This is a genomic window from Microbacterium soli, from assembly GCF_039539005.1.
GTDB classification, from domain to species: Bacteria; Actinomycetota; Actinomycetes; order Actinomycetales; family Microbacteriaceae; genus Microbacterium; species Microbacterium soli.
Map to the genome: position 1 here is coordinate 190,126 of NZ_BAABCP010000002.1, position 19,288 is coordinate 209,413.

Here is a 19,288-nt window from a genome sequence, read left to right on the forward strand (position 1 = left end):
TCAGGGCGGCGTCATCAGCGCCTTCCTCCCGGGCGCCGGAGACGCAGGAACGTCACGATCGCCCCCACCGCAAGCAGCACGCCTCCCAGCACCAGCGCACCGATCGGTGCCGTGCCTCCGGTGCGCGGCAGTCCGTCGTGCCCGTCTCCGGGTTTCGAACCCGGAACGCCGGGCGACGGATCCGCCTCCCCCGGCACGTCGCCCGGATTCTCGGATTCGGGGGCGACGACCCGGACCTCGCAGATCAGATGCTCATCAAGGCCCAGCGACACCATTCCGTCCGAAGCGCACGCTCCTGCGATGGCGATGGCGTAGCCTTCCGGCGCGGTCACGGCGGCCGTGTGCTCTCCGGCCGCCAGCGGCGTCGCGTCACCGAACCGTGTCGGAACCCCATCCACCGTCAGTTCGGCGGCCGCGGAGTCGTCAGTGATCAGAACGACCGTGAGCGTGCCGGGGACATCAGAGTAGGTGACCGTGCAGGTTGCCCCGTCGACGGTCAGCTCGACCTCTCCGGTGGCGCTGCAATCGCCTTCGATGACGTATCCGTATCCCGGCAACGGGCTCGCCGTCACGGTGTACGACCCCACGATCAGCGTCCGCTCGGTGCCTGTGGCATCGCCCGGAGCGCTCTCGTCGACGTCGGAGCCGCGCACCGCGATCGTGGCATCGGACGGGACAGCGGAGCCTCCGTGCATGTTGGAGACCTCGGTGACCAGTGTGAGCACGCCCATCACGGGCGGGGCGACGGGGATGTCGTCGAAGACCAGCGTGCAGGAGGCCTCCTGACCGGCATCCAGCTCGATGGCGCCGTCCGAAGCGCAGTCGCCTCGGATCGTCATCGTGTATCCGGGGTGAGCACCCGCGCTGAGCACGTACTCGCCGGCATCCAGAGAGTGCACGGTTCCGTCCGGATTGCCCGGATCCGCGGACAGGTGCGCCGTCCCGTCGCCGAGGACGATCTGGAACTCGGGCGCCGCTGCGAATCCGCCGTCGTCGTTGATCACCTCGGTGAACACCGTCAGTCGGGCCTTCTGCGGCGGTGGGGGTGCGATGTCGTTCAGCACGATCACGCAGGTGACGTGAGCACCGGCGGCCACCGTGACCTCGCCCGCGGCATCGCAGTCGCCGCCGAGGGAGTCGGTGTAGCCCGGCAGCGGCGAAGAGGAGATGCTGTAGGACCCCGGAGCCACTGTGCGGCTCCTGCCCGCTTCGTCTCCGGCCTCCTCCTGGGTCGCTCCTCCGAGGTCGGTGACCGTGACGGTGACGTCGGACGACGATGCCGTGCCGCCGTCATCGTTGATGACGGTGACGACGATCGTCAGCACCCCGTCGTCGGGGGGTGCCACGGTGTCGTGATGGACGATGACGCACGTGCGGACGCCGCCGTCGGGTACGGAGACCGTTCCGTCGGCCAGGCAGTCACCGCCGATGGTCGTGTCGTACCCGGGCAGTCTCGTGGTCTCCACGGTGTAGTCGCCGGGCAGAACCGTGTGCGTCGTCCCATCCGCGTCTCCGTCCGAGGTCGTCGGACCGCTCGGGCCATCGATCGTGACGCGGAAGTCCTCCGCTCCTGCGGTGCCGTCGCCATCATTGATCACGGTGGTGATAACGGTGAGCGTGCCTTCGGGCTGCGCTGTGGGGATGTCATCGTGCGTGATCGTGCAGGTGGCATCCACGCCGATGGCGAGGCTCACGGTGCCGTCCGCGGCGCAGTCGCCGCCGTAGGCCGTGGTGTAGTCGGCGAGACCCGTCGAACCGACCGTGTAGTCCCCGACGGTCAACGCGTGCACCGTTCCCGCCGTATCACCGGCATCCGATGACACCTGACCCGCGACGCCGGTCACCACGGCATCGAAGTCCTTCGCTTCGGCTGTGCCGCCGTCATCGTTGATGACAGTCGTCACCACGGTGAGCGTCGGCAGGGCGAGGATCGTGTCGGTGTCCTCATCGACGTTGTTCGCCGGGGTGAGGTCGTTGCCGTTCGCGCCATCATCGAACGCCTCAGCGCGGAGGGTGATCTCCTCCCCTGCAGCCGCGGTGTCGGACACCGTCACCGTCAGAGTGCGGGTGGTGCTTCCGAGCGATGCGAGGTCGAACAGCGGCCAGCTGACCGTGTTCCCCGAGGCGGTGCCGCCGTCCTCGGCGGAGACGAAGCTCACCCCATCGGGCAGCTCGACCGTCGCCGCGATGTCCGTGGCGCCCACCGCGCCGACGTTGGTGATCGTCGTCGTGTACGAGACCGTCTCCCCGGGGCTGAGATCGGCGCGTCCGTCGTCGATCGACACGGTGAGGTCGGGGCGCTGCACGAGCGCCGTGGCACAGGAGGCCAGCAGTGCCTGCAGCACGGGCTCGGGGTCATCGGCGAATTCGTCGACCTCGAAGACGGCGCCGCCGCTGTCGAGGGCGAGCTGCTGGTAATCCGCGGTGCCGCTGTTGACGGTGACGATCGAGAAGAGGAGCGCATCGTTGTCGGCGAGGGCCTGCGCGGCGTCCTCGACCGTGTGGTTCTCCTGCTGCGTGGACTCATCACCCACCAGGACGATGCATGTCCCCGCGCCTGGGCGCAGGCCGACGTTCGGGCTCAGCGCTTCCACGATGGCGTCGATGCCCGGCTCGGTGCCGCCGCCGGTGGTCAGCGCCGCCGCCGCATCGGACACCTCCTGAAGGTCATCGGTCGCCGGGACGATGATCCGGGGGAGATGACCGGGACGCCCCTCGACGGCGGGGAACCCGCTGCCGAAGCCCATCACCGAGATCCGGTAATCCAAGGATTCGGCGAGCTGGTTCGCGATGCGCACCACATTGTCGCGGATGCGCTGCTGCACGGCTCCCATGCTCCCGGACTCGTCCAGGGTGAAGACGATGTCGCCCGGGGGGCGCTGAACCAGCGGAATGGTGGCCGTATCGGAAGCGGGGTGATACAGCCTCGAACCGGCGAACTCCGCCCTTAGCTCGCGATCCGCGCCGAGGGGAAGCACGATCAGCGCCTCGCCGACGGCGTCCGTGGTCACGGTCCTCGACTCCGCACCCAGCGCGACGTCCACGGTTGCACCGGCGATCGCCGTGTAGGGACCGTCGGCGTTCCACAGCTTCACCCGCACGGTGACCGTATCCTCAGACGCCGTCCCCGGCACGGGGCTCACGCTGAGGTAGGTGTGGGCCTGCTCGACGACGATCTCGGCGGTGTCCGTCGCGGTGCCGCCGTCCTTGTCCGCCACGGTGAGGGTCGCGGTGTACTCGCCGAGCCCGTAGACGTGCGGCACGCGTCCGGTGGTGGTGTTGCAGGGCTGGACCACATCCGCCGCCGTGCCGTCGCCCCACTCCCAGGTGCAGGTCAGCGACTCCCGGTCGACGGAGCTGGGGTCGAAGACGTTGGGTGTCGGCGTCCATGTCGCCCCGAAGACTCCCGACGACACCTCGCGCACCGGTGAGCGCATGTCCGCGCCGGCCGTCGCCGTCGGATCCTGGTTGGTGACGGTGAGCGTCTGCACGACCTGCGAGGTCATGCCGATGCTGTCGACCAGGGTCAGTGTGACGTCATAGGTGCCGTTGTCCGCGAAGCTCTTGGGCGGCCCCACCGTTCCGAGCCGCGTCGTCCCGTCGTTCCAGTCCCAGACGCGCTCCACGATCGCCCGGTCGGTCAGCGTCGCCTCTGTGACGTCGCTGAACGAGCCGGTGCGCCCCTCCTCCAGGTTCACCGGCACGGTGAACGGCTGGGCCTGAAGCGGCGCGACGACGCGCTGCCTCAGGGTCTTGGAGGTACTCAGGCCATCCCGATCCGTGACGGTCAGCGTCACCGGGTAGTCGCCCGGGGCATCGAACGTGTGCGTGGGGCTCTGCTCCGTCGAGGTGGTGCCGTCGCCGAAGGACCACTCCCAGGAGACGATGTCGTCGTCCCCGTCGCCATCGGTCGAGCGGTCCTGGAAGGTGACGGTTGCCCCGCCGAGTTGACCGGTCAGCGCCTGCAGGCGCAGAGTCGTGGTCGTCGCGCCACCCCGGTTGTCGAGCGGCTCGTACATGAGCCAGCGCCCGGACTGCGGTCTGCTCAGCTCCAGGATCTGAAGGTCCGCGCTGTTCTCGAGTACGCCCTCCCGCACCGTCGCATACCCGGTGGTGGTGGAGGTGCCGGAAAGACTGAAGCGCACGTTCTGCGGACGCTGAGTGGATGTTGATCCCGCCTGCAGCCCGACGGCCTCGATCTGCCATCCCTCTCGCCCACCGCCGAGGTCGATGACCGCCCTCTGATCGGTGGTCAACCCGTTCCCGGTGGTCCATCCGATCTCCGCAGAGGGATAGTCGGTGTCGATCATCTCTGCGGCGCCGGTTCCCGCGCCGCTCTGGCTCGTCCACAGCACCGCCGCGCCACCGTGCTCGACGCGCGCGACGTCGCCCAGGCCCGTCTCGGGGAGCGGGCTGAAGGCGGCGACCGGCGGCCCGGAGACGGGGATCGTGTGGTGCACGATCGGGGACGCCACACCGAGCGCGTCGGTGACGCGCAGGGCGACGTCGACGGATTCCCCGAACGCGTGCGTCGGATTCCGGTCTGTGGAGTCCACGGTGAACGTCGTGCCGTCGTAATCGAAGTCCCACTCCCAGGCCGTGACGCCGTCCGCATCCGTTGACGCATCGGTGAACGTCACCGGGTTGCCGACGAGCGCCGGATCGGGAGAGAACGAGAAGGCCGCCACCGGACGCTCGGTCACGGTGAGGATCTTGCTGAGGGACTCGACGTTGCCGTCCTCGTCCTCGACCGTGAGCGTCACCGTGACGTCTCCCGCGGCGGTGTAGGTGTGTGATACCTCGGCATCCGTGGAGTCCTCGACGCCGTCGTCGTCGAAGTCCCAGCTGCGGGAGACGATCGGGCCGTCCGGGTCGCTCGACAAGTCGGTGAAGACGACCTCTTCGCCCACGATCGCCGGGGACGCCGACACGCCGATGGAGGGCACCGGTGGACCGGTGTCGAGCGTCGTCGGGTCGCAGTCGTCGTCGATACCGTTGCCGGGGATCTCCGCCTGGCCGGGGTGAATGGCCGCATCGTCGTCGCGGCAGTCGGCATTGACGGTCCAACCGTCGCTGTCCTCATCGGCGAGCAGCGGGAGGATGACCCAGTTCGTCGTCGCGGCGCGACCCTGCCCGTCGTCGGTGAGTACGACCAGGTTGTGTGCGCGGCCCGCATCCGCCGCAGTCGGTGCGAAGGAGTACTCCGTACCGGCTCCCACCTCGTCCTCGTCGAGGAACCAGCGCGTGGTGAGCACGTCGCCGTCGGCATCGGTCGGTGTGACGGAGAACTCCTGCGCGGATCCGATCGGCGCCTCCACCACGACGCTGCCCGGGGTGACGGCGGTGTGCTGTGGTGCCCGGTTGGCGCTCCTCACCTCGGTCCACACGAACCGGGTGGACTCGCCGCCCTCGGCGTTCACTCCGCGGGCCCCGATGATGAGGCCTCCGGTCCGTGTGAAGACATGACTGGTGCTCAGGCCGGTCGCATCGTCGAAGGCGCCGTCACCGTCGAGATCCCATTCGACATCTTCGCAGGTCGGGCAGTTCACGGTGAGCGTGCGCGGGGTGTCGATGGTGGTCGTGGCATTGATGCCGTTGATGCCCACGATGCTCGGACGCGGCGTCTCCCCACGCCCCGCGACGACATCCTCAAGTTCGGAGATCACGTCGTTCATCGCGTTCCCGAGATTGGTATAGGCCGCAGCCATCTGGTTGTTGACGCTCGCGAGCGCGTTGACGACTGCCGTCATCGATGCGGGGACGTCCTCACTGCCGAACTGGTCGAGAAGCGTCTCTGCCATCTCCTGCATCTCCGCGGGTGTCGCACCCAGGTTGCGCAGGATGCGCTCGTCCTCGGCGCCGAAGCCATCGGCTTCAAGAGAGGCGAGCTGGTCGCGCATCCGATTCAGTGCGAGATTCGCGTTCACCCCGCCGTTGTACGTCGGGGAGTTGAAGCGGGTGAAGGCGGAGTACTCGTTCGACAGCGCCGTGTTCAACAACCGCGCATAGGATTGGATGTCGCGGGCGTGCATGAGGGCCGCGACGGCGTCATCCTCCAGGGCGGCGCCCTGGTACTTCTCCAGGGAGCCGAGGAAGGCGGCGGAGAGAACGTTGACATCCATGATGCGGTTGCCGTAGCTCGCAATCGTGTCGGCGAGTGCCCCGTCGGCCTCGGGCTCAAGGTAATCACGCGCCTCGGGGAGGCTCGGCTCGGCGAAATCAGGGTCGGGTGGGTCGGCGGCGATACCACGGTAGTAAAGAGCACGATCGACCAGGAGCTTGACCGCATCGAGCTCGAGCTGGATGGTGTCCATGATGCCGACAGTGGGGCACCACGGCGTGACCGGACTGCCCTCGATCGTCGGCATCGCCTCGCACACATAGGTCATGTAGAAGTCGACCCAGTTGGTCACACTGGTCAGCTGGTAGGTGGTGATCGCGGCGAACACGATCGAGTGATCGATCGCCGCCCGCGCCCAGAATTCTCCCTGCGCAGTGGCGCCCGCCTTCATCTCCTGAATACGGAGGTCTGGGAGGATGGGGATGTCAGTGGGGATGACCACCTCGAAGGCATTGCGGAGGATGCTGTCGGTGCCGTTGAAGATCCCGTCCTGACAGGTGTCCTCGACGATGTCGTAGATCCCGGGACCGAGGGTGCCGCCGGGTTCCGTGATCGCGATCAACTCATCGAAGACCCCACCGCCGAGGCCCGTTCCCATCAGAGTGTTCGGGGAGCCCGATGCGTCGCTGAGGGCGCTGCCCTCGCCCACCGAGCCGGCGGGCACGACGTAGATGTCGGACGTGCTCCCGAAGCGATCGCAGTCGTTGGTGAGGGTGCCGATGTCGATCGTCACATAGGAGTTGGGGCCGAAGACGCTTCCGTTCAGTTGGAAATTCGCGGCATTCGCCGATGCCGCGGGCGCCATGCCCACCGCGAGCGACAACAGCAGAATCGTACTTGTGACGGCCGCACCGGCTGCGCGCAGTCGTGTCCTCATCAACGTCCCCCTCGACGCCGGTGCCTGTCGCCCCAGCGCAATGCACGCCAAGATAGCCGAAGAAGCGCGAAGGCCGCAAGAAGTGCCCTTGACCGATTAAAGGTCGAGGAGGATAATTCGTTCAGCGGTCAGAGCATCTGCACAGACACCCCGACTTCTGCGGTCAGGGAGTGATGACCACCTTCATGGGGTCGCCGATGCGATCGCGGATCACGTGGAACGCTTCGCCGATCTCCTCGAGGGAGAAGCGGTGGGTCACGAGCTCCTTGCAGTGCAGCGCGCCCTGAGCGGCGAGGGAGACGGCGCGCCTGACATTGTTCCCGCCCTCGCCTCGTGAGGTGTGCAGTGTGATGTCCTTGCGGATCGCCGCGCTGAGGTCGAACTCGACCTTGTCGTGATAGAACGCGAGGAACAGGATGCTGCCGCCGCGTTTGGTGCCTTCGACGCACAGCTGAGGAACCGGCTGCGCACCGGATGCGTCGATCGTCAGATCCGCGCCCTCCGGGCCGAGGATCGCCTTGATCGCCTCGATCGGGTCGGTCTCACGGGAGTTGATGACATGCTCGATGCCCAGCTCGCGCGCACGATCCAGGCGGGACTGCCGCGTGCCGACGAGGATGACCGTGCCGGCGCCGAGTGCTCGGCACACCTGCGCCGCCATGATGCCGACGGCGCCGGGGCCGTAGATGACGACGCTGTCGCCGGCGATGTAGCCGCCGAGGTGGTCCAGACCGTACAGGCTCGTGCCGGCGGTCGTGATGAGCACGGCATCCTCCGGGGTGAGTCCCTCGGGCATCCGATAGAGCGCGGAGACGTGGTGGACCGCGTACTCGGCGAACCCGCCATCCGCCGTCATTCCCGTCGCGCGGTGCCCCTTGGCGCGGTTGTTGTAGTTCAGGCACGCCGTGTATCGACCTACGACGCAGTTGTCGCAGCGACCGCATCCGCGATGCGCCTCGATGCAGACGTGGTCGCCGACCGCGAACTCATCGACCGTCGCCCCGACGTCGACGACGGTCCCGGTCCACTCATGCCCCGGCGTGAACTGGCCGTACGGCGGGATCTGCGGGAAGTGTCCATCGAGGATCTTCAGGTCCGTTCCGCAGGCGCCGCAGGTCGCGACCCGCACCAGCACCTCGTCGGGACCCGGACGGGGCACGTCCCGATCCACGACGCGCAGGTTGCCCGGCCCGAAGAGCACTGCGGCGCGCATCGTCGGCGGCAGTGCGCTCGGCACGGGTGGGAATTCTACGGTGTCCTGTGTCTGCGCCACGGCGCTACCTCATTCCTGTCTCTTTCGGCTCGGCGCCGATTCCCATGAGCGCCAGCAGGCGCCGAGCCGCCTGCTGGCCGAATCCGTCGTCATTGATGGCCATGGGCAGTTCGCGAATGCTCAGTCCGTCGCCCGCACGTCTCTCGAGCTCCCGGATGAAGGCGCTGTTCGTCTCCGGGTCGTGGAGGATGCCCCCGGGGGATCCGACCTGCGACCAGCCGCGCAGGGGGATCATGACGGCCACCGGTCCCGTCGCCGCGTTCAACCGCTCCGCCATGGTGCGTGCGACCGCGATCAGCTCCTCACTCGATGAGCGCACGTTCGTGTTGTTCGGGTTGTGGTGATGAGTGGCGCGGTCGCGCAGGGCGGCGGGGATGGTCTCGGCCGCTGCGAAGCAGTGGTATTCCAGACCGCCCGGCACGACGACCTGAGGGAGACCGGCCGTGCCGGCCGCTGTCAATCGCCCGGCACGGACGGGGGTGTAGATGTCATCCGGATACAGTTCCGCGAGGAGCTCGTGCGTGGTCATGTCGAGCACGCCGTCGAACATGCCCTCCGCGATGAAGCGCTCCATCGCCGATCCCGATGCCCCGGATGCGTGGAACGGGACGACCTGCACCCCCGCGCGCGTGAACTCCGCGATGGCATGATCGACAGCGGTCTGCGTATTGCCGAAGGCGGTGATCGCGACCCGTGGACCGTGCGGGCGGAACGCCGTCGTATCCGAGGACACCGTGTCCGATGCGGACGCGGCCATCGCCACCACGGCTGCGGTCGCCTGCCTCAGAATCGGGCCGGTGACGGCGTTCGGGCCGCCGAGCAGGTCGCCGACCGAGAACGCGAATACGATGTCGGAGTCTCCGACGTAGCCGCGGATGTTCCCGGAGGCGACGGTCGAGACGATGTACTTCGGCACGCCGAAGGGGAGTTCTCGCATCGCGGCGGCGGCGATCGCGGTGCCCTGATTGCCGCCGATTCCCAGCACCGCGTCCAACGCCCCTTCGCCGCGCCAGCGCTTCAGGAAGTCCGCGGCACCGGCGGCCATCGTGGCCATCGCATGGTCGCGACGCGCGTGAGAGCGCAGCTCGTCGACCGAGCTGCCGGTGATCGCGGCGACCTCCTCGGCATCCACGTCGTCCGGCCCCGTGACCATCCGATCCCGATGCAGCCCGACATCGACGACGACGGCGCGGCAACCGCGAGCGGTGAGCTCGCTGCGGATGAACTCGGTCTCCGCGGCTTTGGTGTCGACGGTCGCCACGACCGCCACGGTCAACGTCATCCGTCGTTCACCTCGGCGAGCGGGTCGACGTCCACGGCGAGCTGGATGTCCTCCGGCCGCACTCCTGCGATCTGAGCGGCCAGATACGCGATCCTCGCGTTGTCCTCGAGGTACTCGGTGCGGTGGTAAGCCGTGCGCAGGTCAGGGCCGATCGTGACAGTGCCGTGTTCGCGCATGAGCACGCCGTGAACCTCCGGGTTCTCGAACTCGTGGATGATCGCGTGAGCCAGTTCTATCGAGCCGGCGGGCATCAGGTCAACCATGCCCAGCTCGCGCAGGTGTCCCCGAGCTGCCGCGTTGACCAGCTTGGGCACTCGGCCCGCCACCGAGAAGGCGACCGAATACGGCGGGTGCAGATGCGCGACGCCACCGATCTCCGGCCGCTCCCGATAGATCCCGAGATGGAACTGCCACTCCTTCGAGGGCTTCCGCCCCGGGTCCAGGACATCGCCCGACGTCGTCACGAGCACGGTGTCCTGGACCGTCATGTCGCCCTGGCAGCACGCGGTCGCCTTGATCAGCACCAGGTCGGTGCCCGGCACGCGAAGACTGTTGTTCCCGCTCAGGCCGGGCACCAGTCCGCGCTCGTATGCGCGCCGCGAGATGGTGACCAGTTCCTCGCGCAACAGGCGGAGAACCGTCGGGGACACGTCCGAAGTCATGACGATGCCTCTCTCGAATCCGGCGGGCCCGAACTCAGGCGCGGCCCGGGTAATCGGTGTTCGTGGTCTCGACGGGGAACTTGCGCACTTCGCGCACGTACGCCGAGAGGTGCTCGGACATGCGGTCCAGCATCCTCAGTCCCTTCTCCCGTGAGGAGCGGAACGGGTTGCCGATCACGGCGGTGTCGCAGTATTCGTGATGATCCATCGGCACCCAGATGTTCTCGGAGCCGAGGAACTTGACCGTCGCGGTGCCGTCGGACTTCGTGAACTCGTCGGTCATGTACGCGGGGACGTGAGCTCGATCCTCGACAGCCCGATCCATGTGCACGAGCTCCTCGCCGGCGGCCATCAGCGCAGACGTCTCCAGCTCGCTGGAGTGCCACCCCGGCGTCTCCTCCGGCGGGTTCTCGAAGATGTCGTCGAGGAAGGACGCGTCGCGCTCGGTCGGCGTCTTGTAGTACGAGATGTAGGCGTTCGTCTCGTAGCGCAGCTGGCGCAGAACCTCGTCGATCGGCTTGACGTTCGAGCCATGATGGCTCACGAAGATCAGACGCTTGAATCCGTGGAAGATGAGGCTGCGTCCGATGTCGTGCATGATGCTGCGGTAGGTCTCCGCCCGCAGGGTGATCGTTCCCGCACCTTCGAGGTGCCGGCCCATGTGATGCGGCGAGTACCCGAAGGGCATCAGGGGCGTGTAGAGGATGTCGGTGGCCTCGGCCGTGCGCTTGACGACCTCCATCGTCACGTAGCTGTCGGTTCCCAGCGGAATGTGCGCCCCGTGCTTCTCCGTGCTTCCCAGCGAGATGAGCACAGTGTCCTGATCCTTCTCCTTGAGCCGCTCGGCGACTTCCGCGAAGGACATCGACAGCATGTTGTGCTTGCGCGACGCATTGTCCGCGTCCTGGCTCACGTAATCCAGATCGCTCATTTCGATCCTCCTAGTTATCGGTTTCAGTAAAGGGTTACATCCGGAATGTAGCACTCGACTCCGAGCCGCACAAGGTGGGTTCGAGATCGTGCGATCCTCCTCGGACCAGGCGTCCGCCGGCGAGCGTCATCCACGCTCCCGCCCGTCCCTGACGGCGTGCCCGCCGTCAGGGGGGTTCTCGGCGCGCCGCCGGGAGCAGACGCCGGCCGCGTTAGACTGGATCGATCACACCGCGCCGCGAGCAGACGCGGCAGTAATGGATTACAGAAAAGGTTGTAGCGATGGCGATCACGATCCGGGACGTGGCCAAGGCAGCAGGCGTCTCCGTCGCGACCGTCTCCCGTGTCGCGAACGGATCCGCGAACGATTATCCCGTTCGTCCGGAGACCCGGGAACGCGTCCTCGAGGCGATCGTCCGCCTCGGCTACCGTCCGAACGACAACGCGCGTCGGCTGCTGCTGAAGCGGAGCGGACTCATCGGCATCGTCGTGCCGGACATCTCGAACCCCTACTACCCCGAAGTCGCGCGCGGTGTCGAGGACGTGGCCAATGCGAACGGCTTCACCGTGATGTTCTGCAGCACCGACAGGATGCCGGAGAAGGCCGCGTCCTACCTCGAGGCGCTGCTGCTCAAGCGCGTCGATGGCCTGGTGATCATCGGAGGCGGTGATGAGATCCAGCTCTCGGACTCATCCGTCGCGACCTACGACACCAAGGTCGTCTTCGTCGGACGCCCCTCGAAGTCGTTCTCCACCGTGCGCATCGACAACGTCGGTGCGGCACGCGACGCCACCGAGCATCTTCTCGCCCTCGGGCACTCCCGGATCGGCTTCATCGCCGCGGGAACGAGTTCGACGACCGTCACGGAGCGACGACGCGGCTACATCCAGGCGATCGAGGCATCCGGAGCGACGGTCGATGACGAGCTCATCGTCGACGGGGATTTCAGTGAAGCCGTCGGCCATGCGGCGGCCCAGCGACTCCTGCGCCTTCCCGATCCCCCGACGGCGATCTTCGCAGCGAACGACAGGATGGCGCTGGGCGCCATGGCGGCGATCGCGGACCTCGGCCTGAGCGTTCCCCAGGACGTTGCACTGGTCGGCTTCGACGATGTGCCGATGTCGGCCTTCCTCCGCCCTGCGCTGACCACCGTGTCCGTCGCCGCTCAGGAACTGGGCGTACGCGCGATGGAGGCGCTCGTCAAGGACATCAACGCGGCAGACGGTCGCACCGTCCGCCGCAGAATCCGCGTCGCCACACGCCTCATCGTGCGTGAGAGCTGCGGGGCCACGCTGCATTCTTCGCACGGAGGCCTGGCCTCTCCAGCCGTCTCGTCCCACTGAAGGACCCGGCCCTCGGACGCCTCATCGCGCGCCGCCTGAGGAGCCGCGCAGCCGGTGAGCCCTCCCAGGTGGCTCTTGACAAATCCCGTCGTGCGAATACTGTTGATGAAAACGGTTACTGAAAGCCATTACCCCGCGCAGGACCGGCCTCCGCCCGTCTTGGGTCCGTTCCTCGGCGCGAGAGCACCCGAAGGAGAGTCCTCTTGGCGCACGCAAGCCTCGTCGCAGACGATCTGGAAGTCCACCTCGGCGACACGACGATCATGCAGCATATGTCCCTCCGGGCCGAGGAGGGCGAGTTCGTCGCGATCATCGGCACGTCGGGATGCGGGAAGACGACGCTGCTGCGCACCATCGCCGGGCTCATCCCGCACCACAACGGCACGATCACGCTCCACGACACGCCCATCCTCGGCCCCGAGGACCGCGTGGCGATGGTCTTCCAGCACTTCGGGCTCTTCCCCTGGAAGACCGTGGAGAAGAACGTCTCCTACGGCCTCGATGTGCTCGGCCGGCCCGATCCGGATGGACGCGTGGATCGGCTGCTCGAGATGATGCACCTCACCGAGAGCCGACGCAAGTACCCGTTCCAGCTGTCCGGCGGGATGAAGCAGCGCGCCGGCATCGCGCGTGCGCTCTGCATGGAGCCGGAGCTGCTCCTGCTCGACGAACCGCTCAGCGCAGTGGACGCCATCACCCGCGAGATCCTCCAGGCGGAGATCCTCCACATGTGGGACGGCCAGAGCGACATGAACGCCCTGCTGGTGACCCATGACCTCGATGAGGCGATCCTCATGGCGGATCGCATCGTCGTCCTCGGCGGTCCCCCGACGAGGGTCCTTCTGGAGACGAAGGTTCCCATCGAGCGTCCGCGCAACCCGCGCACCATCCGATCGCATCCGGAATACGCCCCACTCCGCGCCCGGCTCTGGGAGACCCTGCAGAGCCCGCCGCCGGCGGGCGAGGAGCAGCCGGCGGCTCCCGGCAACGATGCCTCCGCTCCGGCGAAGGGACTGTCCTGATGCACGCCCGGATCGGAACGGACACGGCCACCGTCGTGGCGGTCAGGAGCGGGCGGTCGTCGAAGCGGCGCCGTCACAGCACGACTCCGCACTCGCTCAGCAGCAACCGACGCAATCTCATCGCCACGATCTCCACGATCGTCCTGCTGATCGTCTGGGAGCTCTACGGGCGCTCGGTCAACCCGGTGCTCTTCACGTATCCGACCGCGATCGCGCGCGCGTTCGTCGACATGATCCAGGACGGCACGCTGCTCGCCGCGACCGGCCACACCCTGCTGGTGATGATCATCGGCGCTCTCATCGGCTCGATCGCGGGCATCATCCTGGGACTGTGGGCGGGTCGGAGCGAGACCTTCGACGCGATGATCGAGATACCCCTCAACGCCCTGTACGCGGTTCCCGCCGTGGCGCTGATCCCGGTGATCGTGATCTGGTTCGGCTACGGTGACGTCGCCAAGGTCGTGGTGGTCTTCTTCTTCACGATCTTCCCCGTCCTCATCAACACGATGCGTGGCGTGAAGGAGGTCGATCCCGACCTCCTCGAGGTCTCCCGCTCGTTCTGCTCGAGCGAGCGTCGCCTCTGGGGAGATCTCCTGCTCCCGTCAGCTCTGCCCTACATCGTCACCGGCCTGCGCCTGGCCATCGGTCGTGCGCTGATCGGCATCATCGTCGCGGAGTTCTTCACCGCGGTCACCGGCCTCGGAAACCTGATCGTGACCAATGCCAACAGCTTCCTGACGGCGCGGATGTTCGTGCCGATCGTCCTGCTGTCGCTCATCGGCGTCGTCCTCACCTCGCTGCTCGGCGTGGTCGAAGGAAAGATGGCGCCGTGGCGGCGGACGACGACCTGACGCCGCTCGTCCAGGAGGAGCAGTTCGTTCATACACATCCGGTGGCCCGATGACGGGCGGATCCGGATTCGAAGCAGGGAAGAGGAAAAATGCGAATCACATTCGGAAGGGGTCTGACCGCGGCGGTGTTCACCATCGGTCTCTCCCTCGTCGCCACGGCCTGCTCTGGCCCCACCCCCGCGCCCGTCGATGAGGGGGACGATCCCGGGGAGACCTTCGCTCCCGTCACGATCCGTCTGGCTCTGCCGACGAGCGTCACGAGCTTCTCGAATTCCGACATCGCCGTCGCACGGGAACTGGGCTACTTCGACGAGCTCGGGCTGACGGTGGAGACCACGAACCTGAAGGCCGGCGGGGATGCCGTCAAGGGCGTGGTCAGCGGATCCTTCGACATCGGAGGCGCGAGCATCGAGCCGGTCATCAACGCCTACGTGACCGGGGCGAACCTCAACATCATCGCCAGCTACGCCGATCGTCTCGTCGTCGACATGGTGACCTCGAAGTCGATCACCGACCCTGCTGAGCTCGCGGGCAAGAACCTCGGGGTACAGGAGATCGGATCCTTCCGCGAAGTCATGACGCGGATGGTGCTGGAGAGTGTCGATCTCTCGCAGAGCGATGTGTCCTACGTGCCCACCAACGCGGATGCGATCGTCTCCGGGCTCGTCGCGGGGCAGATACAGTCCGGGATCCTCCAGCCCGAGCAGCTCATCTCCGCGGAGGAGAAGGACCCGGATCTGCACTCCCTCGTGAACCTGTTCCAGATCGAGCCGAAGTACTTCTACGGCACCTACTTCGCCAGTCAGGACTGGCTGAAGGAGAATCCCGACGCCGCCGTGCGGTTCACCCAGGCGCTGACGAAGGCCCACCGCACGATGTACGACGACGAGGCCAAGGTCGTGCCGGTCATCGCCGAGGAGACCGGATTCAGCGAGGACATCATCACGCAGGCCTGGACGGTGTACATGGAGGACATCGAGGCCTTCGCGAAGAACGAGGGCCTCGACCAGGAGAACATCGACTACACGCTGCAGCGGATGGATGAACTCGGAACGCTGCGTCCGGGAGCCACGACGGACGTGTCCGGACTCGTCGATCGCGGCCCGATCACGAAGGCGGTCGAGAACCTCGGAAGCATCGACGGCCGCTCCTGAGACCCGGCTCGTGTCCGATGGCACGGCGCGATGAGCCCGTCATTCCGCGCTCCTGTCGGCTAAGCCGGCGCCGCGCCGGCTTCCCCCGGCCGACGCGCCGAGCGCCCCGTGATCCTGCAAAGGATGACGGGGCGCTCCGTGCGGGAACGTCCGCACCGTCCTCTTCGGCGCTTTCCCACCCGGGCCTGAACGACGCCGCGTCAGAGTGCCGAACGCGCGTCGGCCGTGCCACTGTCTCACCGGAAGCAGAAACCCCGGATGACCGGGGTTTTCGTCTGTGCGCGATACTGGGATCGAACCAGTGACCTCTTCCGTGTCAGGGAAGCGCGCTACCGCTGCGCCAATCGCGCCTGAAAGGCTGTTCAGTTATCGCTGAGAGGTGGCGACGGGATTCGAACCCGTGTAAACGGCTTTGCAGGCCGGTGCCTAGCCACTCGGCCACGCCACCAGAGGTGGATTCGTTACCCACATGCTGAAACCCCGAGGCCGGGGTCCAGCACTCGAGCGGATGACGAGACTCGAACTCGCGACCCCAACCTTGGCAAGGTTGTGCGCTACCAACTGCGCTACATCCGCACTCTTCATTTGTCGTCCCGGCGTCCCCGGCACTGGGAATACATTAGCTCAGTATCGAGCCATCACCAAACCGTCTCTCGTATCCGGGCGTGTCATCCTGACCGGGACAACGGCGCCACGCCCGGCGCTTCCACCGGTGTCGGATCCGGCCTCCGAGTCGGGTATGCTCTTGTGCTGTGCCCACGTGAACGGCACAGCCCGCAGGGGCGATTGGCGCAGTTGGTAGCGCGCTTCCTTCACACGGAAGAGGTCGTCGGTTCGAGTCCGGCATCGCCCACACCGATGGCACCCGCGACGGTGATGGCCTTCGACCCGACCATCCGAGTCACGGGATGCTGAGACGATGATCCGAGCCGTAGATCTCCTCCCCCATGACCTGCCCGGCTTCGCGGCCGCGAACGGATGGAGCTACGAACCCACCGCCGACCCTCCCGCCCTCGGGCACAGCCTGTGGGAGCAGGTCTCTCAGGGCACCGTCCACAACCGCATCAGAGGTGACCGCTGGGAGGCCGGTCGGATCACGGGCGGGGATCGCACGGCCCGGCGCGTCGAGAAGCGCGGCGCATGGACGGTCACGACCAGTGTCAGCATCAGCATTCCGCAGGCGAGCATCGACCTCGGCTATCTCAGCATCCGACTCCCCCGGCGCATGCCGCACATGGTGCTGGATGCCACCGCCAACGATCGCGGGCCGTTCTCCAGCCTTCTGAAACGTCCGCGGGCCGACCAGCGGCTGTCCCTCGAAGGGGACTTCGACTCCCATTTCCGTCTCTACACCCCGAACGGCTACGAGACCGACGCCCTGTACGTGTTCACTCCCGACTTCATGGCCCTGCTGATCGACGAGACCGGCGACCTGGACGTCGAGATCCGCGACGATCACCTGGTCGTCTACCGTCCTGGCGGCTTCGACCTCGCCGATGTCGCCACCTGGGAGCGCTTCGAGCGGCTGCGGCGCATCCTCGCCGCCAAAGCCTGGGACCGCACGGTGCTCTATGCCGACGATCACGATCCCGCCGATCTCGCCTACGACATCGCCGAGCCGGGACGGCGTCTGCGGCAGCGGGCGCCCCGCATCGTCTGGCTCGCCGTCGGCATCCCGATCGGCATCCTCGCACTCGGCGGCGCGATCACCGCGATCGTCCTGACAGCAGTGCCGTGGTGACGCACCTCACCCGTCACCACGGCGGGTCAGGAGCCGTTCAGGCACGCGCCCAGCCGTACCGCCTGACGAGCGCCTGAGCGACACGGTCGTAACGCGCACGGTCGAGAGCCGCCGCCTCCCGCCGCATCCCGTCGTCATGCACGCTGTAGAGCTGCTCGATGTCCACCCAGGACTCGCGTCCCCTCGAGTCCCATCCGCCGGAGCCGATCGACAGGTAATCGCGATCGCCGTCATGCGCCTTGCTGGTCATCCGGACGGCGTACACCCGGTTCGCGGATTGACGCCCGATGACCAGCACCGGCCTGTCCTTGCCGCGCCCGTCGTTCTCCTCGTAGGGCACCCAGGTCCAGATCACCTCGCCGGCGTTGGGGACGTCGTTGCGCACCGGCGCATACGCGACACTGAGAGCCGGAACCCGTTCCGGGTCGACCTGGATGGTCTGCGACCCTGCCGCCTGCCCTGGCGAGGCCCCTTCGTCCGGATGCCGTGGACCGCGTCCCGCCGCCCGAGAGCCAGGTCGTTCCCGCGGTCGGAGCACGGCGTTCGGACGCCGCCGGGAGGCGGGCCGCTGAGAGCCCTCCTTCACCAGCATCCGGACCACCGCGCCCGCCACGGCGGAGAGGATGCGCTTCGTCGAACTCACGCACCCACCCTAGCCGTGCTTCATCCGACCAGCGCGTAGCCCTCCTCCCCGTGGACGGCCTGGTCGACGCCCGCGACCTCCGCCTCGCTCGTCACCCGGAACCCGACGGTCTTCTCGATCGCATACCCGATGGCGAAGGAGACGATGAAGGAGTACAGCATCACTCCCCCGCTCGCGATCACCTGCACGGTCAGCAGACGCGCATCCCCGCCCGTGAGCAGCCCCTGTCCTGAGGCGAAGAAGCCCAGGTACACCGTTCCCAGCACCCCGCCCACCAGGTGCAGACCCACCACCTCGAGCGAGTCGTCGAGACCGAACCTGTACTTCAGCTCCACGGCCAGCGCGCAGGCGATCCCGGAGAGAGCGCCCAGCAGCAGCGCCCATCCGGGCGTGAGGTTCGCGCACGCCGGCGTGATGGCGACCAGACCCGCGACCAGACCCGACACCGCGCCGACCGAGGTCGGCTTGCCGTCTCGCAGCTTCTCGATGACGATCCACCCCAGAATGCCGGCGGCGGACGCACCGAGGGTGTTGATCGCGATCAGCCCGACCTGCCCCATGCCCGGCGACGCCCATTCCGCGCCGGCATTGAACCCGAACCAGCCGAACCACAGCAGCCCCGCGCCCAGTAGCGTCAGCGGAACGTTGTGCGGCTTCTGGATGCCCTTCTGGAACCCGATCCGCCTGCCCAGCACGAGCGCCAGCGCGAGCGCCGCGGCTCCGGCGTTGATGTGCACTGCCGTGCCGCCCGCGTAGTCGATCACGGCGATGCCGCTGTCCACGCCGAACAGTGTGGGGCCCAGGTTCATGATCCATCCGCCACCCCACACCCAGGCGGCGATCGGGAAGTATCCGACCGTACCGAACACGCCCACATAGATCAGCCACGGTCCGAACCTCGCCCGATCGGCTATCGATCCGGAGATCAGCGCGACGGTGATGATGGCGAAGGTCGCGCCGTACGCGATGCTCAGCAGTGCGACGTTGGATCCGCCTCCTGCCGCAGTCGCGGCGAGCCCGAAGTCGGCGAACGGATCCCCCGCGAAGTGCGCCGGATCCTGCACGCTGCTCATCGAGTATCCGTACAGCACCCACAGCACGGCGATCAGTCCGATCGCCCCGAAACTCATCATCATCATGCTGATCACGCTCTTGGCCTTGACGAGGCCTCCGTAGAAGAACGCCACTCCCGGCGTCATCAGCAGCACCAGGGCGGTCGCCGTGATCGCCCACGAGATGTTGCCCGCAGCATCCATACCGCTCCCCTTTCCTTCGGTTCGAATGAGGCGAGTCTGCACGGCGGATGTTTCCGGTCGCGTCCTGCCGTGTTGCGAACCTGTTACAGCGGGATGCTGAAGATGACGATCGGATTACACAGCCATCCGATT

At 67.1% G+C, this 19,288-nt stretch carries 12 protein-coding genes and 4 tRNA genes; 6 read left to right on the forward strand and 10 right to left on the reverse strand.

Annotation, left to right across the window (positions count from 1 at the left end):
* Positions 1-14 precede the first annotated feature (14 nt).
* The 5 genes from ABD770_RS13055 to ABD770_RS13075 form a co-directional block, all read right to left on the reverse strand.
* Entirely contained in the window at positions 15-6,998 is a 6,984-nt protein-coding gene (locus tag ABD770_RS13055) for a PKD domain-containing protein (RefSeq protein WP_344820110.1), read from the reverse strand.
* 163 nt (positions 6,999-7,161) lie between these two features.
* Entirely contained in the window at positions 7,162-8,235 is a 1,074-nt protein-coding gene (locus ABD770_RS13060) for a zinc-dependent alcohol dehydrogenase (RefSeq protein WP_344820112.1), read from the reverse strand.
* A 40-nt stretch (positions 8,236-8,275) separates the two neighbouring features.
* Positions 8,276-9,553, reverse strand: a complete 1,278-nt coding sequence (locus ABD770_RS13065; protein WP_344820113.1) for a Tm-1-like ATP-binding domain-containing protein — start codon at positions 9,551-9,553, stop codon at positions 8,276-8,278.
* Entirely contained in the window at positions 9,550-10,215 is a 666-nt protein-coding gene (locus ABD770_RS13070; protein WP_344820114.1) for a class II aldolase/adducin family protein, read from the reverse strand. Before ABD770_RS13070 ends, ABD770_RS13065 begins: the two co-directional genes overlap by 4 nt.
* A 34-nt stretch (positions 10,216-10,249) precedes the next feature.
* Positions 10,250-11,146, reverse strand: coding sequence for a creatininase family protein (locus ABD770_RS13075; protein WP_344820115.1), 897 nt, complete (start codon positions 11,144-11,146; stop codon positions 10,250-10,252).
* A gap of 281 nt (positions 11,147-11,427) precedes the next feature.
* On the opposite strand from ABD770_RS13075, the gene ABD770_RS13080 reads away from it, so the two are divergent.
* The 4 genes from ABD770_RS13080 to ABD770_RS13095 all read left to right on the forward strand — a co-directional run bounded on the left by ABD770_RS13080 (position 11,428) and on the right by ABD770_RS13095 (position 15,516).
* Positions 11,428-12,489: a LacI family DNA-binding transcriptional regulator gene (locus tag ABD770_RS13080; protein WP_344820116.1), complete on the forward strand. Its 1,062-nt coding sequence runs from the start codon at positions 11,428-11,430 to the stop codon at positions 12,487-12,489.
* Positions 12,490-12,692: 203 nt separating this feature from the next.
* The gene (locus ABD770_RS13085; RefSeq protein WP_344820117.1) at positions 12,693-13,511 is read left to right on the forward strand and encodes an ABC transporter ATP-binding protein; all 819 of its coding nucleotides are present in this window, start codon (positions 12,693-12,695) and stop codon (positions 13,509-13,511) included.
* Positions 13,511-14,362 carry an ABC transporter permease gene (locus ABD770_RS13090; RefSeq protein WP_344820118.1) on the forward strand — a complete coding sequence of 284 codons (852 nt, stop codon included), beginning with the start codon at positions 13,511-13,513 and terminating at the stop codon, positions 14,360-14,362. The genes ABD770_RS13085 and ABD770_RS13090 overlap by 1 nt, the downstream gene beginning before the upstream one ends.
* Before the next feature lie 89 nt (positions 14,363-14,451).
* Positions 14,452-15,516, forward strand: a complete 1,065-nt coding sequence (locus tag ABD770_RS13095; protein ID WP_344820119.1) for an ABC transporter substrate-binding protein — start codon at positions 14,452-14,454, stop codon at positions 15,514-15,516.
* A gap of 278 nt (positions 15,517-15,794) precedes the next feature.
* On the opposite strand, the gene ABD770_RS13100 is transcribed toward ABD770_RS13095, so the two are convergent.
* The 3 genes from ABD770_RS13100 to ABD770_RS13110 all read right to left on the reverse strand — a co-directional run bounded on the left by ABD770_RS13100 (position 15,795) and on the right by ABD770_RS13110 (position 16,092).
* Positions 15,795-15,866, reverse strand: a tRNA-Val gene (locus ABD770_RS13100).
* A gap of 27 nt (positions 15,867-15,893) precedes the next feature.
* A tRNA-Cys gene (locus tag ABD770_RS13105) sits at positions 15,894-15,964 on the reverse strand.
* A 55-nt stretch (positions 15,965-16,019) separates the two neighbouring features.
* Positions 16,020-16,092 (reverse strand) — tRNA-Gly (locus ABD770_RS13110).
* A 204-nt stretch (positions 16,093-16,296) separates the two neighbouring features.
* On the opposite strand from ABD770_RS13110, the gene ABD770_RS13115 reads away from it, so the two are divergent.
* Both ABD770_RS13115 and ABD770_RS13120 read left to right on the forward strand, forming a co-directional pair.
* Positions 16,297-16,369 (forward strand) — tRNA-Val (locus ABD770_RS13115).
* Positions 16,370-16,435: 66 nt separating this feature from the next.
* Positions 16,436-17,257: a hypothetical protein gene (locus tag ABD770_RS13120; protein ID WP_344820120.1), complete on the forward strand. Its 822-nt coding sequence runs from the start codon at positions 16,436-16,438 to the stop codon at positions 17,255-17,257.
* 37 nt (positions 17,258-17,294) lie between these two features.
* On the opposite strand, the gene ABD770_RS13125 is transcribed toward ABD770_RS13120, so the two are convergent.
* Together ABD770_RS13125 and ABD770_RS13130 are read right to left on the reverse strand one after the other, a co-directional pair.
* Entirely contained in the window at positions 17,295-17,900 is a 606-nt protein-coding gene (locus tag ABD770_RS13125; protein WP_344820121.1) for a type II toxin-antitoxin system PemK/MazF family toxin, read from the reverse strand.
* A gap of 20 nt (positions 17,901-17,920) precedes the next feature.
* Positions 17,921-19,156 carry an ammonium transporter gene (locus tag ABD770_RS13130; protein ID WP_344820122.1) on the reverse strand — a complete coding sequence of 412 codons (1,236 nt, stop codon included), beginning with the start codon at positions 19,154-19,156 and terminating at the stop codon, positions 17,921-17,923.
* Positions 19,157-19,288 lie beyond the last annotated feature (132 nt).